Source organism: Pragia fontium (assembly GCF_900638655.1).
Classification (GTDB): domain Bacteria; phylum Pseudomonadota; class Gammaproteobacteria; order Enterobacterales; family Enterobacteriaceae; genus Pragia; species Pragia fontium.
In genome coordinates, this window is the sequence record NZ_LR134531.1 from 1,333,035 (window position 1) to 1,346,637 (window position 13,603).

Below are 13,603 nucleotides of genomic sequence, written 5' to 3' on the forward strand. Positions count from 1 at the left end.
TATCACTTCACCGTTAGCCCTTGGGCCTCGATAGTTTCACGGCATAATTCAATGCCAATATTGAACCCCATGCGCTGGTCATTCCATGCATCATCGTAGACGCTAGGCAACTCCTCATAGGCACCGCGGGTAAATCGAACAGCCCCGATCGCCTCAAGAATTCGCCCAACCTCTGCATTTACCTGTTTGTCGACACTATAGTGAAATTCAAAACTGTTAGAATTGGTTGTTTTCGGCTCGACTAACTCATTATGATAGCCTCGATACGTAGTTGTTCTAACTCGTTTCATTTCCCCCAAAGCCCGTAACGCGACAAAAGGCAGGGGTCGCTGCATCATCACAAAATCCTTTAACTTCTTTTTAGGTTTCTGCCTGAATTCAGCGGGAATAGCTGCGGGATACATGCTGGCCAGCACACCATTTAGACGCCATGCCATATCAGGATGAACTTCGAAATGCGCGGTACCTTTTTTATAAGTCCGAATCCTCATGGAACCGCCATCGATATTCATCCACTGCACCGACTGACGATCTGCCGCCTTTAATAATTGCTCGGTACTTTGCCAATTAGGCTCGTCTTCGCGTCCCATGAACTTGGCTACTACCTGCCGCAAATCAGTAATATGCTCCTTTCTGTATTCCACCCAAATGATCATTCTCTTACCGAAACCTTGCGGCTGGTTTGTAACATGCTCACCAGATAAGGCATGAAAAATACCATCGACACGTTCACCAAAGAATTGCTGTCGGCTATTCAGTAAATCAGTCAAAGTTGAGCGGACAGTATCCTCTTCAAAATCTGGGGTTTTCATTTCCTCAATTTGTTTATCCCACTCTGAACGACGACTAGCTGGCATATATTCATAAACATCTGTCAACCGCATAGCCATTTGCCAGTAATCGGCGTTAAGTCGCGCTATGGCTCCCTCTTGTTTAAATATGTCATTAACTTTACGGATATAACGCTCACTCTCACGGTTTCCGTGTAAGAAGTACGAAATAGCCTTGGCGTTACTACCGTTATTAATAAACTCGAACACGCTCTCAATATTGAGTTTCATTTGTCGATATCTACCAATTAAGTTATCAACAAGATCCGCTGACACTGGCGCGAAGAATTCCTCTGTTTCAATAAGATGATTCATGTTTTCTCCGGTATCGCTCTAAATCGAATCTCAAGCCTAATCCTCGACCCATTGCCCTAATATCATCAATGTCTCGTTCTAGCTTTTCAGCGATAACATTGATGTGCATTTCTCCGGCAACTTGCATGATGAAATCCTTTTCATATTGCTGCCATTGAGTGAGTAGCTTTGTGTTGAGTTGCTCGGCGAAGTATTGTGCTTTGATTGGGTTTTTAATGACTTGATGCTCTGGCGTTATCCAGCCTTTTGATATTTGGGAATAGGGCAGAGTTACCCGCCCTACGGTTATAGAATTGTGGGCGCTGTTCATAATCAGCCCCTAGCTTGTTGCGTTTTTGATTTTCTCTGAGCAGGCTTTGTAAACCTCACCGGCTGCTTTTCTATCTGCATCAGTAATAGTGATGGAATTAAGCTGCTCACCAACTTCTTTAAGCTCTTTGGCTGTCTGGCATAATCCCATCTGATTGATGATATCGTCGTAAGTTGCGCTATCCTCTGGAGTCATAGTGACAGCGGGTTCAATAACCAGCTTTCTAACTCTATGCTCTGCGCGGTTTCCGCGAGACACTGAAAGCATCATAGAAAAATCACAATCAACATGGCTCATTGCCTGAATCTTTATGCCACCCACAGCAACACCGCCGAACTTAACATTAGGGTCACCAACCAACGTTAGCGACTTGCCAGCCCACGAATGACCATCTGAACCCCAGCCGCCGATAAGAACGCGACGCATAGACTTAGATGGCTTGTACGGACGACCATCAAAGCCAATTAAATCAATCCATACCGGTTGCTCTTTATTGCCTGACCGTACTGATTTTATTTCAGCGGTAATACTGGATGATTGAACATCCTCAAAGTTAATTTGGTCTGATTTAGGGATAACAGTTCTTGATAAGTCCATTACAGGAATACCTCTTCATCTTCATCGTCATCAAATAGATAGTTAGGGACGTTTATTTCAGCCGATGCCAAAACAACCCCCTCGGTTTTTGGTATGTCGCCATCAACACAGGCTTTAAGCTTGTATAGTGCTGTCATCATTGTTTTTCGTCCCAGCTCTAGCGAATCTTCGCCGATGTAGTACATGCAGTTTCGATATGGCGGCTTGTTCTCTTGAGCGAAGAAGCAAAATTGATTTAAGTCTCTTCCGGTTACCAGCTTCAATACGTACAAGTAAAAAGCCGCTTGAACGTGATAGTGAAATTTGCCAAACGCAACGCTAAACCCGCGTTCAGAAGCATCATTACAGCTCTTTACATCTAAGGGATAAGATAGGTGATCAGATATCCGATCGAATCGGCATTTAAGCTTTAGTCCCGTTTCAGGGCAGGTGGTGAACATAGATACTTCTGACTTGCCGGGCGTGTTCATGTAGTCCATGAAGTCTTCATTCAGTTTTGACGCTTCGATCATCCGGTTGATTGTTTCCACTTCGTTACCGATGAATATAAATTCCTCATTAGCAACTTCGGCTAGCTCTTTGTATGCTTTCGATGCTCTGGAGTTTATTGTTTCATCAAGAATGAAATCACGCTCGAAAACGTTAGGTTCAAGCAGGGCGGCATGAATCGCTGTTCCTATCTTTGCCTGCTTACTGCCTTTGAATGGGTTGAAATAAAGGTTTGCAGGACTAACGCTGATAGCTTTTACACTCGTGGAGCCTATGGCTTCATCAGCGTGATAGCCCTCATTCGATATGTCGTAATATATGCCGGGTTCCATTAAGCAACCTCGTCAAATTCGTGGCTCTTATGTTCCGCTTCCTTTGCTAGTGCTAATTCACTGACGCGGTAGAGAAGGGCGTGAAGCGCATAATTTAAGCTCCCTTCATCTTTCATTGCGTCCTCTTCAATAGCTTGCTCGAACAGTTCAGCGTCGAAACCGGGTAAGTGTTTAAGCATCTTACGAATGTTTTCGTTAGTGATGTTTCCGTGCCAGCTTTCAGCTTGTGCGTTTACTTCGTCAATATCGCAGTCAGTGAATGCGGCGATTCGTTTATCTAATTTGTCGATATTCATACAGCCTCCGCCGCGCTGAGCGCGATAATTAAGAAGAAGGTGAAGAGTAGAGCGCCAGTAACATCAGCAGCCCATCTAAGCGCTATTGAGAAGCCTTTTTTCGTATTGCTGAACTCACGCGAACGTCCGCAGACGAACACGTTAATTCGTTTTCCCGTTGGAACGATTCGCATAAGAACCTCGAATTTAGGTAACAAAAAAGGCCGCGATTGCGACCTTATGGTGACTGGTTGGACTTATTAATCAGCTGTTAAAATATGTGGGTTAAATTTCCCGCTTTAGAGCGATACTCGACTTGTTCACCGCGGCAGATTTTCAATTCAGTATTAAATTTAAGCCCCTGACCTGTAATATCCTCGTGTTGCGATATGTTTGATTCGCCGTATTTTTCCAGCGATTCCATATGATGCTTTGCGATGTTATGAGAGTAGCGTTCGCCCCACTCCTTTCCGTTTCTATTCTCGAATCTTGATGGTTTGTAATGGGACTTAATGAATTCGTATAACTCTTGATATGTCGGCATCCTCTATCCCTCTAATGTGGTTAACAGGCCTCTAATCACCTTAATTGCTGACTTTATTCGCGCCCTGCAAACAGGGTGGTTTCGATACTTAAAATTCAGTCTTATTGATTTTTTCATTGCCGCTATCGCGTTTTCAGCAATTCCGTAATTAAATCGAAGCACGTCGATAGGGTCATACGATGTAAGTAATGTCATTTCTCACCCGTCAATTGGTTTTCAAGCTCTTCAACCCGCTTGCTTAGCGCTGCGTTTTGATTTTTTTCGCTGCCGAGCTCACTTAATAGTGCTGATACTTGAGCCTTTAGCTTTTCATTTTGCTCAGTTGCTATTTCATAACCGACCCTATAATTCATCGCCTCCCCTCCAATTAGGTTGTCATTATCAATGGCTCTCGTAAGAACCATTTGTAATAACTCTTTGCGCTTTAATCACCGTTCCAGCCTGCTTATCCTTTTCGCGCCTATTCTCACTCTCGTGTAGGGCTAATCTTCTCAGCGACCGGGTCGCGCTCGCTGATACGTCGTATGACTCGTCAGGGGCTAGGCTGTGCGGGTGATTAATTCCGACTTTCCATCAATGTTAAAGAGCGGTTCGAGGCGGTGGGTTGCTTTCGATGTAATGAGTTTATTAAACACTAAACTCATCGTCAAGTGAAAAATAAACAAATGGTTTAGTAATTAGTTAACTTTATGATTTTAAAATGACTTTAGTTTGAAAAATAATTTGATGAGTATGATTTGATAAGGGGGGAGATAGAGCTGTGATTTATGGGTATAAAAAAGCCCGCACTGTGGGCGGGCCATACTGTTTTAACTGACTCTTATGGGAGGTTAGCGAGCTTGGCATCTACAACAACGCCAATAATTTTACAATTTTCATTGATTTCTACCATCCTGTACTGAGGATTAAGCGGCTTAAGATAATGAACCCCTGATTCGACTATATACCGCCTGAATGTCGCCTTATTTTCATCTTGGAGTTTTGCCACCACAAGCTTTTCGCTTTTCGGTTCAACTGAAGGGTCTACTAAAATTATCATACCTTCAGGGATGCTCAGGCCGGATGGCGCTGTCATTGAGTCACCAGTCACAGTAAGCCAAAATGCATTATCCCCAACATTTTCTGTTGTAGCAGGCCATTCATCAATGTCATTTTCATTATATGGCTCTACAGCTTCCAGCCAGCTCCCCGCACTCACCCAGCTAACAAGAGGGTATGCTCGGCCATTGGTCGTTCGCTCGACGTACTTAACGTTCCCGGCATCATCATACAGATCCTGATCAAGATACTTATCTGGCATCCCGTAAGTATTCTCAAGCCTTCTTGCGGCTCTTTCTCCGAACGAAGCTTTCCCGTTTATCAACTGAGATAAATAACTTTTCTCTTTTTGCGGGATTGCTTTATCAGCAAACCAATGCTTAAGGCGTTTTTGCCTGATCTTTTTTATGTCCATATCTCTATTTTGATTAGCAATTAATAAACAAGCAAATACTTGACCTTCGGTTTAGCATTTAATAAACTCAACTAAACAATCAGGAGTAAATTATGGAACTAAAAATTTATATCGAAGGACTTGAGCGCGGCGGAGCCAAGCAGTTAGCCAGCCAACTAAGCGTTTCAAGTTCATTTTTATCTCAAATGGCCTCTGGCGCAGCAGCTATTTCACCGGAGCGTTGCGTTCTTATTGAATCGTTAACCGGTGGAGCTGTGACTAGAAAAGATTTAAAGCCGAGTGACTGGCAAAAAATCTGGCCTGAACTTCAAGCTACATAAGAGATAAGGCAACAGTACCGCATTGAAGTAATTAAGAAAACTACTAAGTGGAGGTGAGGATGTTAGATAAGAAAGAAATGGTTAAGCAAATGATAGCAGCGTTTCCCGGTGGAAAGTCTGCGCTGGCGGGAGCGATGGGAATCGATGTCGGATCGTTCAATAACTCTCTTTACGAGAAGAACGGAACTAAGTTTTTTGATTTCGATGAATTGGAAGCAATGCAGGACTTAACAAAGACAGCTTATGTCGCTGATTACTTTGCTCAGAGAGCGGGATTTGTAATTTCAAAAATACCCAAAACTGAGGTTTTAGATAATGTTGAATTGTACAACTTAAGTCTATCCGCTGATGTTAAACGAGGCGAAACAGACAGGTTGATGTACGAATCGATAGCTAATGACGGCGTTATTGATAAACGAGAGGCTAAAAGCATTAGAGATGGGCTGTATGTCGAGTTTGCGGCTCGCGACGCTGAAGTTAGAGCAACAATTCGCGTTAACTCAAGAGATGAGTGATATGAACCCTACAGAATTTATCCGAAAAAATATTGTAACGAAGCTATTAGCTGAAAACTTCACGTTATCAGTGGCACAGGGTGCGGCTCATAAAGGTGTTGAGTTTTATCTGAAAGCCTGCGGTGCAAGCCGTAGGGGGGGGCTGTTTGATGATTGCTACCAACACGCTAAAGCATGGGCGATTAAGAACACAACAACGCTTGATAAGCCAATCAAGCAAAAGAAAACCCGAACAGTTGCAGCTGGCCGGGCTATCAGTCTTTTCTAACTCTACTAGCGGATTTAATTATGACTAAAAAACCTAAAAAGTTCAACCAAAAAAACGTTACCCAGCGCTCTGATAAGCCTGACGAGTTGCTCATGATCTGCGTAGATAAACCGGTATTCGGTAAGCGTCTCGCGTCAGAGTTTCGCAAATTACAGGAGCAGCGTAATGGGTAACTTAGCTTATGACAACGTAACACCGATTAGACCTGATATTAAGGTCGTGGAGAGTCGCGTGGCAAATACCGATGATGGTTATACGCGATTAGCTAATGAGCTGTATGAAGAGCTAATAGGAGCAAATCTAACGCGTAATCAGGCAAAGGTTGCTCATGCCATTTGCCGCAAAACATATGGCTATAACAAAAAAATGGATCGCATTTCAGATAGCCAAATTTCAAAGCTAACAAAATTACCAAGACAGAAAGTCAATAAGGCGAAAAACCAACTAATTACCATGAACGTAATGATTAGTGATGGTCGCATGATTGGACCGAATAAAGACTTATCGAAATGGAATTTACCCGAGTGTAACCAATTCGGTGACAGTGACACCAAGACGGTGACAGAAAATGTCACCAAAGTAGTGACAGCGATGTCACCAAAGCAGGGACACACAAAAGACACTATTACAAAAGACAAGAAAGACAATAAAAACACTTTGCCCGAACAAGTTCAGGTCGAGGGTAAAACTCCTTCACACGAAAACCTAGTCGAGAAAGCATTCGAGGAAATCTTCTGGATTGCAGGAATGGTTAAGTCTGGCAAGACCAAGGCTAAATCAGCGTTCAAAACTCAGTTCAAAGAGTACCGGAAAGAAACCAGCGCTACGCCTGAGCAGTTCGCCTCTGTGCTGGCTCAAGATATTAAATCACGCCTAGGCAAACAATTCGGATTCGAGAAGCTTCACCCAACGACCTATCTGAACGGTAAGCGATGGGAGGACGAGAAGCCTCAACAGGGTTCAGAACCAACGACGAATAAATCCACGATCACCGTGAGCGGGTCTGGTTATGTTTTTTACTAAATCCGCTATGAAGTCACGCATTAAAGCGCTTCTAGTCGCTGGGTATAACCACGGACTAATTAGCGATCGCGTAGTGAGTTTCTGGTTTGAGTTTTTAAAGTTGAGGTCTGTATGAGCCCTAGTGAATTGTCTGAAATGTTATGGAATCAGGTCGATCGCGTGGCTAAGTTTTTACTGCCAAATGGCAAGAAAGACGGCCATGAGTGGGTAGCCGGTTCCGTTGGTGGTGAAGCTGGTAAAAGCTTGAAGGTTAATCTTGCGGGTAAGCGGGTATGGTCAGATTTTGCCGAAGGTTCTGCCGGTGACTTACTTGATTTATGGGTAGCCGTGAATGACTGCTCTCTACATCAGGCCATGAGTGAGGCTAAGGCGTTCTTAGGGATCAAGGATGATGATCACCACTTTCAAGCCAAACAAAAGAAATTCTCACGACCCAACAAACAAGAGATTAAGAAGCACGTAAGCAAGGCTAACTATTGTTACGAGTACCTTTCAAGCCGAGGTATCAGCAAAGAGACAGTAGATGTTTTCAAGGCGACAGACGCTACGGTGTGGAGCAATGACGAGAGACGTGAGCTCAAGGCTGTAGCATTCCCATACATCAGAGATGGCGAGCTGTTGCAAGTGAAGCGGATCAGCTCAGAACGCCCGAGCGGTAAGAAAGTCATCATGGCCGAAAAGGATTGTGAACCGAGCTTGTTTGGCTGGCAGGCCATGCCAAAGAATCTCCGTATCGTCGTTATCTGCGAAGGTGAGATCGACTGCATGAGTTACTACGAACTTGGCTTGCCAGCGCTATCAGTTCCATTTGGTGGCGGGAAAGGAGCTAAGCAGCAATGGATTGAATACGAATATCACAACCTAGACCGTTTTGATGAAATCTGGCTAAGTCTTGATAACGACGATGTAGGGCAGGAAGCCGCAAAAGAAATCGCCAGCAGATTAGGAGAGCATCGTTGTCGCCTAGTTAAGCTACCACAGAAAGACATCAACGAATGTCTTCAAGCAGGGATGACCAGCGATCAGCTTATCGATATTCTTGAAAGCTCTGAATACTTCGATCCTGAAGAGCTATACAGCGCAAGAGAGTACCAACAGCAAACTATTGACGCTTTCTACTCAAAAGAAAAAGGACTGTTCTATAGCCCGTGGGAGCCGTTAAATCATAACTTCGTTTTTCGTGATTCTGAACTGTCTTTAGTCAACGGCGTTAACGGGCATGGAAAAACAGAAGTCGTTGGACATATGGCACTTGAAGCCATGCGCCAAGGGGTTAGAACCTGCATTGCTTCACTGGAAATCAAGCCTCCGATCCTGCTCAAACGTTTAACTCGTCAAGCCTGCTGCGCCACTAAACCGCCGGTCATAGAAATCGAATCAGCCTTTAAATTTTATGATGATCGGTTGTGGTTATTTGGCCTCACGGGTACCGCCAAGGCCGATCGGTTGTTAGAGATATTCCAGTACGCTCGCCGCCGGTACGGAATAAAGCTTTTCATCATCGATAGCTTGATGAAGTGCGGCCTTGGTGAAGATGACTACAACGGCCAGAAGGCTTTCATCGACTCACTCTGTGACTTTAAGAACAAAACAAGCTCACACATCATCCTTGTTACCCATAGCCGCAAAGGTGACAGCGAAGATAAACCAACAGGAAAAATGGACGTTAAGGGTACCGGCGCTATAACCGACCTGACAGATAACCTATTCATTATTTGGCGCAATAAGGCCAGAGAAAAAGCCATTCAAAAGCAACAGGCTGGCGAGCAGCTAAACGATAAAGAACTATCTGCATTAAATGGCCCTGCATCGGTTTTAAGCCTAGAGAAACAGCGAAATGGTGAGGGGTGGGAGGGCGGCATTCCTCTTTATCTTGAGCCGGTATCGCATCAGTTTTTGCAGACCGAAACAGCATCATCATTTAGCTATATCGCAAACATGCCAATCGACGAATACAACGAAGAATTCCGCAATAAATACGTGACGGAGGGTTACTAATGGACGATTTCTGCTTACACAAAGACACCTTTCAACAGTTGGGCGTAACACTACAGACGCTTATCAGTACCGGTAAACGCTATCGAGTGAGAGTTTGTGAGTGGAAAGAGAAGCGTAGCTTAGGCCAGAACGATTTAAGCCACGTTTGGTATGACGTTCTGAGCAAATACCTAATCAGTAAAGGTCGCACAGAGTGTTCTCCAAAGTGGGTTAAACGAGCAATGAAACACACTTATTTGGGTTATGAAGATATTGAAATGGTGGACGTTGTAACCGGCGAGAGAACAACGCGACAGGAGCTACGGCACACAGCAGATTTAGATACTGGAGCAATGCATTTCTACCTGACTCAGGTCGAAGGTTGGGCGCTCAATGTCGGTTGCATGTTAGCTGTTCCGGCCGGGTGTGAATATCAGCAATTACAACAAAAGCAGGTGGCGTAAATGGAACTGACTCGTGACGACGAAGTAGTGATAACAGAGTACCTTCGCGGTCTCCATGAGCACTATGACGGACCAGTGTTAATCAACATGCAGCGTTTGATAGAGCTACATATGGTCATGAGTAAACTCATTGCCGCGTATCTGTTCTGCGCAAAGAAATTGAATGACGTCAGATCAGCGCGGGATATGGTTATTAAGTATCAAGCCATGAAACAGGAACTAGCAGAAATGAAAAAGGCGGTGCGTCATGACTAATTTACGTAAAGAGGCGAGAGGCCGAGAGTGCCAAGTCAGGATTCCTGGTATATGCAACGGCAACCCGGAGACCTCCGTTTTAGCTCATTTAAGATTGGCGGGGACATGCGGTACCGGAATCAAGCCAGTTGATACGCAGGCGGCAATTAGCTGTAACTGCTGTCATGACACTATCGATGGTCGTACTAAAACGGCATATACGCATGATGAACTCAGATTAATGCATGCAGAAGGTGTTTTTAGAACGCAGGCAATATGGATTCGGGAGGGTTTTATAAAGATATGAGTACTTACAATATAACCCTGCCATGGCCTCCAACGAATAACAATCTATTCACTGTAGCCCGTGGTCGCAAGATTAAAAGTCAGAAAGGGAGAAACTATCTGTCTGAAGTGGCGGCTTACGTTCTGATTAATCGCATGGCGCTAATGCTGTCATCAAGCTTATCCGTAAACATAACAGCATACCCACCAACGCGAGCTAAGCGCGATTTAGACAACTTATTCAAAGCTCCTCTGGATGCTTTGACGCAATGCGGCGTAATAGCCGATGACAGCCTGATTGACGACCTTCGTATCGTACGCGGTGAAGTAGTAAAGGGCGGGCGATTGGAGATAACAATTACGGAGATAGAGTGATGGATATTCAGATTTCAACAATTCCCGATCTGTTAGTTAAGACCAGAGGAAATCAATCGGCCGTTGCAAATATTTTAAGTGTTCAGCGGTATACCGTTAAAAAATACTCACGGGATTTTAAAGCGGAAGGTCACGCGGTAATTAACGGTCGATTAATGGTTAAAACATCAGGCAAACGACGTAAAGATAAGGCGGCAGCATGATTATTAACATAGCAACATTAAAGCTAAACAAAGAACAATTGGACTGGGTTGATAGCTGGTTGTCGCTATGGGGTGCATGGGTGTACAGCGGGAGACTGGATAAACGGCAGAGCAGTATAATTGCAGAATACATGGCGACAGTAGAACCACAAAAATATCCGGACCGGCCGACATGCAATGACGATGACGGAATGCTGATGAGTGCAGCTATAGACTCAGTAATGAAGATTGACAGGAAAGCGTTCGGAATGCTGCTTAGCTACTACGCTAACAACTCGTCACGACACGCTATAGCAACTTACATGCAGAAGGTTGCCCCGGCGCGGAGAATGGATACAAGAGGTGGTAATAGACTGAAGAAACCATCGCTATCAACTTGCCGTCGTGAAGTTGATGAAATACTCGATGCAAGTTTGCACATGGTATATAACCCGCTGGCATCTGCATTCAATAACCGCAAACGTGTCGGTAAAATTAAGAAAGTCGCAAATTTGGCTTGACAGCAATAAGCAAATGAGCAATGATTTACGTATAAGCTGCCGAAGTTATACGACATGGCACTACAGATTAAAAAGAACCCGCTCACAAGGCGGGTTTTTTGTTTCCCTAATTCAGCCACCGCACACGCTACCAGACAATATTTAGCATCTGGATAGTAGTTCGGTGGCTTTTTCACATCTAGCCCCAGCCAAACGTCAACACTCACTCAAACGCAGACAGTGACTACGGCTGCGGGCTATTTCTCTCAATCTAAAAATGGACATCTCCACGGGAGGTGCAAATGCGTATGCCAATCAAAGAGCCTCAAAACATCGGCCTGCTGAGCCACTTTCTAGCATTGTTTATGACACTGCTTGGGGCTCTGGCTAGCTATTCATACAAAGTATTAAACGGTGAGCAATTCCGGTGGAAAGTTTTCGTGCTGCAAGTGATTGTAGCTATTTTCGCTGGGTTCCTGATTATTTTGGCCGCCAATTACTACCACTGGGCCGCTGAGTTTGCTGGTGGTGCTGCTGGGTTGGCTGGATGGTCAGGGGCTGAGTTCATTAAAGCAATTGAAAAGCGCTTCCTGAGAAAAGCGGAGGGTGGGCATGAGTAACTTTAAATTTAGCCAGCGCAGCGAAACTAATCTTCGCGGAGTTAATCCTGATTTGGTAAGGGTGGTTCGTCGTGCGCTAGAGATTACTAAACGTGACTTTACTGTCATTGAGGGTAAGCGCACTGAAGCCCGCCAGAGGCAATTAGTGTTGAACGGCAAATCAAAGACAATGAACTCTCGTCACTTGAGCGGGAACGCTGTTGATTTGTTACCGGTAGGCGCTGACTGGAATAACTATAAAGGCTGGTTGCCGGTTCTTGATGCTGTATATAAAGCTGGTCGGGAACTGAATATCAAGCTGCGCTTTGGTATTACTTGGACTGATTGTCCGAACGATACGCCAGCTAAGTTTCTTGATGCCCCGCATGTTGAGATACCGGCATGATATTCACAAATAAGTGGATTACCGCTGCTCTAGCTGGACTATGCATTGTTTTGTTGCTGCTCTATGCCCGCTGGCTTGGTAATCAACTGAGTCAGTTAAGAAATGAGAAGCAGCAGGTAGTGGTGGCGTTAGCAGAGGAACGGGCTTATTCAGCCAAGATCAGGGCCCAGTATAGGCAAATCCAAGAGGTGATGGATAATGTTGCAGAGCAAAAACAAGAGAGCGAAAAGCGCACTGTGGCGTTGCAGCGAGCATTGGCGCAAAGCCAAGTGGCGAGTCCTTGCGTTGCTGAGCCCGTTCCTGATGCTGTCACTCAGCGGCTGCGCGAGCGAGTCGCCGAGGTCAACGCCGCCGCTGCCAGTGCCAAAGGTGCTATTTCGACCGTGCCCGGCACCTGATTATCAGGTTCGTTATTACGGCGATTATCCCGGATATGTCGCTGAGCTGCTGACGGTGATTGAGCAATGCAACAATCAGATATCAGCGATAGAGAAGGTGGAGAACTCTCGGTAGGGTTTTTGATACGATTATCTCATTGATATATTGGCTAAACTCTATGTCTGATGTGTGTCAAACACATATGTCTGTGATATTATTTCGGTCTTGGAGATTTGAGTGGGGATTTTATGGGTAAGGATGAACTAGATGCGTATTTGCAGATACAATCAATTGCTTTTGCGCACGCAGCTAAACAATTAAAAGGAAGATACCCACATCAAACTTTACAGCTTGTTGTCCCTAAAGCTTTTGATGATCCAATTATTATTGATGACCTGATGTTTTTAAAAAACAAAGGGGTGCTCAGGTATGATCCTGGATTAAAAGTCTTTCCCTTTGAATTGGATTACGATCATCCGGTTCGCTTGGTTATGTATTATCGAGGGTCTCCCATTGGTTTTGCTTTTGGCAATGTAAATTATGAGCTGAATTCTATAGAAATTCTCTGGATGGAAAAAAGGAATGATGCTCATGAGGATTTGGATTATCAATTTTTGAGTATAGTTATTGATGCCTACCTTGCTTATGCAAAAGTCATAGGGACGATGGGGATAGAAGTTGGTCAACTTGCTTTGGTTGGCCCTATAGATGGAGTTATAGGTTATTACCAACAAAGTGGTTTTACTTTCGTAAGTAACTACTACAAACAATGTTCCGCGATGGTTAAGCGTTTAGTAAGACCTCTAGAGCTGGATTTGGATAGTTAAGGTAACTAAACAAAGTAATGGACATTAGCAAGATAAACTTGTAGTTTAATAGGCAACCAAGATGGTTAGCGACACGGGAAATAATTCGTGTCTTTTTTTTAAACA

At 44.4% G+C, this 13,603-nt stretch carries 25 protein-coding genes; 17 read left to right on the forward strand and 8 right to left on the reverse strand.

Going from position 1 to position 13,603, the window contains the following annotated elements; translation table 11 throughout:
- Window positions 1-2: 2 nt before the first annotated feature.
- The 8 genes from EL341_RS05660 to EL341_RS05695 all read right to left on the reverse strand — a co-directional run bounded on the left by EL341_RS05660 (window position 3) and on the right by EL341_RS05695 (window position 5,145).
- Window positions 3-1,145: a DUF4942 domain-containing protein gene (locus EL341_RS05660; protein ID WP_232036590.1), complete on the reverse strand. Its 1,143-nt coding sequence runs from the start codon at window positions 1,143-1,145 to the stop codon at window positions 3-5.
- Complete coding sequence (locus EL341_RS17745; protein WP_126467240.1) at window positions 1,129-1,455, reverse strand: DUF1317 family protein; 327 nt, start codon at window positions 1,453-1,455, stop codon at window positions 1,129-1,131. Before EL341_RS17745 ends, EL341_RS05660 begins: the two co-directional genes overlap by 17 nt.
- A 9-nt stretch (window positions 1,456-1,464) precedes the next feature.
- Window positions 1,465-2,052, reverse strand: coding sequence for a hypothetical protein (locus EL341_RS05670; RefSeq protein WP_232036591.1), 588 nt, complete (start codon window positions 2,050-2,052; stop codon window positions 1,465-1,467).
- A complete protein-coding gene (locus EL341_RS05675) occupies window positions 2,052-2,873 on the reverse strand; it encodes a PD-(D/E)XK nuclease-like domain-containing protein (RefSeq protein ID WP_126467242.1) in 822 nt (273 codons plus the stop codon). Before EL341_RS05675 ends, EL341_RS05670 begins: the two co-directional genes overlap by 1 nt.
- A complete protein-coding gene (locus EL341_RS05680; protein ID WP_126467244.1) occupies window positions 2,873-3,169 on the reverse strand; it encodes a hypothetical protein in 297 nt (98 codons plus the stop codon). Before EL341_RS05680 ends, EL341_RS05675 begins: the two co-directional genes overlap by 1 nt.
- 250 nt (window positions 3,170-3,419) lie before the next feature.
- Window positions 3,420-3,692, reverse strand: a complete 273-nt coding sequence (locus tag EL341_RS05685; protein ID WP_126467246.1) for a hypothetical protein — start codon at window positions 3,690-3,692, stop codon at window positions 3,420-3,422.
- 191 nt (window positions 3,693-3,883) lie between these two features.
- On the reverse strand, window positions 3,884-4,096 hold the full coding sequence (locus EL341_RS05690; protein ID WP_126467248.1) for a hypothetical protein: 213 nt from the start codon (window positions 4,094-4,096) through the stop codon (window positions 3,884-3,886).
- 416 nt (window positions 4,097-4,512) lie between these two features.
- Window positions 4,513-5,145 (reverse strand): LexA family protein, encoded by a 633-nt coding sequence (locus tag EL341_RS05695; RefSeq protein WP_126467250.1) that lies wholly within the window; start codon window positions 5,143-5,145, stop codon window positions 4,513-4,515.
- Window positions 5,146-5,237: 92 nt separating this feature from the next.
- Between EL341_RS05695 and EL341_RS05700 the strand changes: the two genes are divergently transcribed.
- The 17 genes from EL341_RS05700 to EL341_RS05770 all read left to right on the forward strand — a co-directional run bounded on the left by EL341_RS05700 (window position 5,238) and on the right by EL341_RS05770 (window position 13,498).
- Window positions 5,238-5,465, forward strand: a complete 228-nt coding sequence (locus EL341_RS05700) for a transcriptional regulator (protein WP_126467251.1) — start codon at window positions 5,238-5,240, stop codon at window positions 5,463-5,465.
- 59 nt (window positions 5,466-5,524) lie between these two features.
- Entirely contained in the window at window positions 5,525-5,980 is a 456-nt protein-coding gene (locus EL341_RS05705; RefSeq protein ID WP_126467253.1) for a YmfL family putative regulatory protein, read from the forward strand.
- 1 nt (window position 5,981) lies between these two features.
- Window positions 5,982-6,248, forward strand: a complete 267-nt coding sequence (locus tag EL341_RS05710) for a hypothetical protein (RefSeq protein WP_126467255.1) — start codon at window positions 5,982-5,984, stop codon at window positions 6,246-6,248.
- A gap of 20 nt (window positions 6,249-6,268) precedes the next feature.
- The gene (locus EL341_RS17580; RefSeq protein ID WP_164720441.1) at window positions 6,269-6,421 is read left to right on the forward strand and encodes a hypothetical protein; all 153 of its coding nucleotides are present in this window, start codon (window positions 6,269-6,271) and stop codon (window positions 6,419-6,421) included.
- Window positions 6,414-7,271: a replication protein gene (locus tag EL341_RS05715; protein WP_126467257.1), complete on the forward strand. Its 858-nt coding sequence runs from the start codon at window positions 6,414-6,416 to the stop codon at window positions 7,269-7,271. Before EL341_RS17580 ends, EL341_RS05715 begins: the two co-directional genes overlap by 8 nt.
- Before the next feature lie 111 nt (window positions 7,272-7,382).
- Window positions 7,383-9,269 carry a toprim domain-containing protein gene (locus EL341_RS05720; RefSeq protein ID WP_126467259.1) on the forward strand — a complete coding sequence of 629 codons (1,887 nt, stop codon included), beginning with the start codon at window positions 7,383-7,385 and terminating at the stop codon, window positions 9,267-9,269.
- The gene (locus EL341_RS05725) at window positions 9,269-9,712 is read left to right on the forward strand and encodes a hypothetical protein (protein ID WP_126467261.1); all 444 of its coding nucleotides are present in this window, start codon (window positions 9,269-9,271) and stop codon (window positions 9,710-9,712) included. Before EL341_RS05720 ends, EL341_RS05725 begins: the two co-directional genes overlap by 1 nt.
- Window positions 9,713-9,967 carry a hypothetical protein gene (locus EL341_RS05730; protein ID WP_126467263.1) on the forward strand — a complete coding sequence of 85 codons (255 nt, stop codon included), beginning with the start codon at window positions 9,713-9,715 and terminating at the stop codon, window positions 9,965-9,967. It abuts the gene before it with no gap.
- The gene (locus EL341_RS05735) at window positions 9,960-10,253 is read left to right on the forward strand and encodes a DUF1364 domain-containing protein (RefSeq protein WP_126467265.1); all 294 of its coding nucleotides are present in this window, start codon (window positions 9,960-9,962) and stop codon (window positions 10,251-10,253) included. Before EL341_RS05730 ends, EL341_RS05735 begins: the two co-directional genes overlap by 8 nt.
- Window positions 10,250-10,606, forward strand: a complete 357-nt coding sequence (locus EL341_RS05740; protein WP_126467267.1) for a RusA family crossover junction endodeoxyribonuclease — start codon at window positions 10,250-10,252, stop codon at window positions 10,604-10,606. Before EL341_RS05735 ends, EL341_RS05740 begins: the two co-directional genes overlap by 4 nt.
- The gene (locus EL341_RS05745) at window positions 10,606-10,809 is read left to right on the forward strand and encodes a protein ninH (protein WP_126467269.1); all 204 of its coding nucleotides are present in this window, start codon (window positions 10,606-10,608) and stop codon (window positions 10,807-10,809) included. The genes EL341_RS05740 and EL341_RS05745 overlap by 1 nt, the downstream gene beginning before the upstream one ends.
- Before the next feature lie 2 nt (window positions 10,810-10,811).
- A complete protein-coding gene (locus tag EL341_RS05750) occupies window positions 10,812-11,309 on the forward strand; it encodes an antiterminator Q family protein (RefSeq protein ID WP_126468242.1) in 498 nt (165 codons plus the stop codon).
- Between the two features lie 281 nt (window positions 11,310-11,590).
- Window positions 11,591-11,908, forward strand: coding sequence for a phage holin family protein (locus EL341_RS05755; protein ID WP_047780527.1), 318 nt, complete (start codon window positions 11,591-11,593; stop codon window positions 11,906-11,908).
- Window positions 11,901-12,293, forward strand: a complete 393-nt coding sequence (locus EL341_RS05760; RefSeq protein WP_126467271.1) for a M15 family metallopeptidase — start codon at window positions 11,901-11,903, stop codon at window positions 12,291-12,293. Before EL341_RS05755 ends, EL341_RS05760 begins: the two co-directional genes overlap by 8 nt.
- On the forward strand, window positions 12,290-12,691 hold the full coding sequence (locus EL341_RS05765; protein ID WP_126467273.1) for a hypothetical protein: 402 nt from the start codon (window positions 12,290-12,292) through the stop codon (window positions 12,689-12,691). The genes EL341_RS05760 and EL341_RS05765 overlap by 4 nt, the downstream gene beginning before the upstream one ends.
- Complete coding sequence (gene lysC / locus EL341_RS17830; protein ID WP_456300125.1) at window positions 12,597-12,806, forward strand: Rz1-like lysis system protein LysC; 210 nt, start codon at window positions 12,597-12,599, stop codon at window positions 12,804-12,806. The genes EL341_RS05765 and lysC overlap by 95 nt, the downstream gene beginning before the upstream one ends.
- 113 nt (window positions 12,807-12,919) lie before the next feature.
- Window positions 12,920-13,498, forward strand: a complete 579-nt coding sequence (locus EL341_RS05770; RefSeq protein ID WP_126467275.1) for a hypothetical protein — start codon at window positions 12,920-12,922, stop codon at window positions 13,496-13,498.
- Window positions 13,499-13,603: the final 105 nt, after the last annotated feature.

Excerpts from the sequence above, each read along its gene's own strand:
- EL341_RS05660 (WP_232036590.1), bottom strand. The coding sequence starts at position 1,145 with ATGAATCATCTTATTGAAACAGAGGAATTCTTCGCGCCAGTGTCAGCG.
- EL341_RS17745 (WP_126467240.1), bottom strand. The coding sequence starts at position 1,455 with ATGAACAGCGCCCACAATTCTATAACCGTAGGGCGGGTAACTCTGCCC.
- EL341_RS05670 (WP_232036591.1), bottom strand. The coding sequence starts at position 2,052 with ATGGACTTATCAAGAACTGTTATCCCTAAATCAGACCAAATTAACTTT.
- EL341_RS05675 (WP_126467242.1), bottom strand. The coding sequence starts at position 2,873 with ATGGAACCCGGCATATATTACGACATATCGAATGAGGGCTATCACGCT.
- EL341_RS05680 (WP_126467244.1), bottom strand. The coding sequence starts at position 3,169 with ATGAATATCGACAAATTAGATAAACGAATCGCCGCATTCACTGACTGC.
- EL341_RS05685 (WP_126467246.1), bottom strand. The coding sequence starts at position 3,692 with ATGCCGACATATCAAGAGTTATACGAATTCATTAAGTCCCATTACAAA.
- EL341_RS05690 (WP_126467248.1), bottom strand. The coding sequence starts at position 4,096 with ATGGTTCTTACGAGAGCCATTGATAATGACAACCTAATTGGAGGGGAG.
- EL341_RS05695 (WP_126467250.1), bottom strand. The coding sequence starts at position 5,145 with ATGGACATAAAAAAGATCAGGCAAAAACGCCTTAAGCATTGGTTTGCT.
- EL341_RS05700 (WP_126467251.1), top strand. The coding sequence starts at position 5,238 with ATGGAACTAAAAATTTATATCGAAGGACTTGAGCGCGGCGGAGCCAAG.
- EL341_RS05705 (WP_126467253.1), top strand. The coding sequence starts at position 5,525 with ATGTTAGATAAGAAAGAAATGGTTAAGCAAATGATAGCAGCGTTTCCC.
- EL341_RS05710 (WP_126467255.1), top strand. The coding sequence starts at position 5,982 with ATGAACCCTACAGAATTTATCCGAAAAAATATTGTAACGAAGCTATTA.
- EL341_RS17580 (WP_164720441.1), top strand. The coding sequence starts at position 6,269 with ATGACTAAAAAACCTAAAAAGTTCAACCAAAAAAACGTTACCCAGCGC.
- EL341_RS05715 (WP_126467257.1), top strand. The coding sequence starts at position 6,414 with ATGGGTAACTTAGCTTATGACAACGTAACACCGATTAGACCTGATATT.
- EL341_RS05720 (WP_126467259.1), top strand. The coding sequence starts at position 7,383 with ATGAGCCCTAGTGAATTGTCTGAAATGTTATGGAATCAGGTCGATCGC.
- EL341_RS05725 (WP_126467261.1), top strand. The coding sequence starts at position 9,269 with ATGGACGATTTCTGCTTACACAAAGACACCTTTCAACAGTTGGGCGTA.
- EL341_RS05730 (WP_126467263.1), top strand. The coding sequence starts at position 9,713 with ATGGAACTGACTCGTGACGACGAAGTAGTGATAACAGAGTACCTTCGC.
- EL341_RS05735 (WP_126467265.1), top strand. The coding sequence starts at position 9,960 with ATGACTAATTTACGTAAAGAGGCGAGAGGCCGAGAGTGCCAAGTCAGG.
- EL341_RS05740 (WP_126467267.1), top strand. The coding sequence starts at position 10,250 with ATGAGTACTTACAATATAACCCTGCCATGGCCTCCAACGAATAACAAT.
- EL341_RS05745 (WP_126467269.1), top strand. The coding sequence starts at position 10,606 with ATGGATATTCAGATTTCAACAATTCCCGATCTGTTAGTTAAGACCAGA.
- EL341_RS05755 (WP_047780527.1), top strand. The coding sequence starts at position 11,591 with ATGCGTATGCCAATCAAAGAGCCTCAAAACATCGGCCTGCTGAGCCAC.
- EL341_RS05760 (WP_126467271.1), top strand. The coding sequence starts at position 11,901 with ATGAGTAACTTTAAATTTAGCCAGCGCAGCGAAACTAATCTTCGCGGA.
- EL341_RS05765 (WP_126467273.1), top strand. The coding sequence starts at position 12,290 with ATGATATTCACAAATAAGTGGATTACCGCTGCTCTAGCTGGACTATGC.
- lysC (WP_456300125.1), top strand. The coding sequence starts at position 12,597 with ATGCTGTCACTCAGCGGCTGCGCGAGCGAGTCGCCGAGGTCAACGCCG.
- EL341_RS05770 (WP_126467275.1), top strand. The coding sequence starts at position 12,920 with ATGGGTAAGGATGAACTAGATGCGTATTTGCAGATACAATCAATTGCT.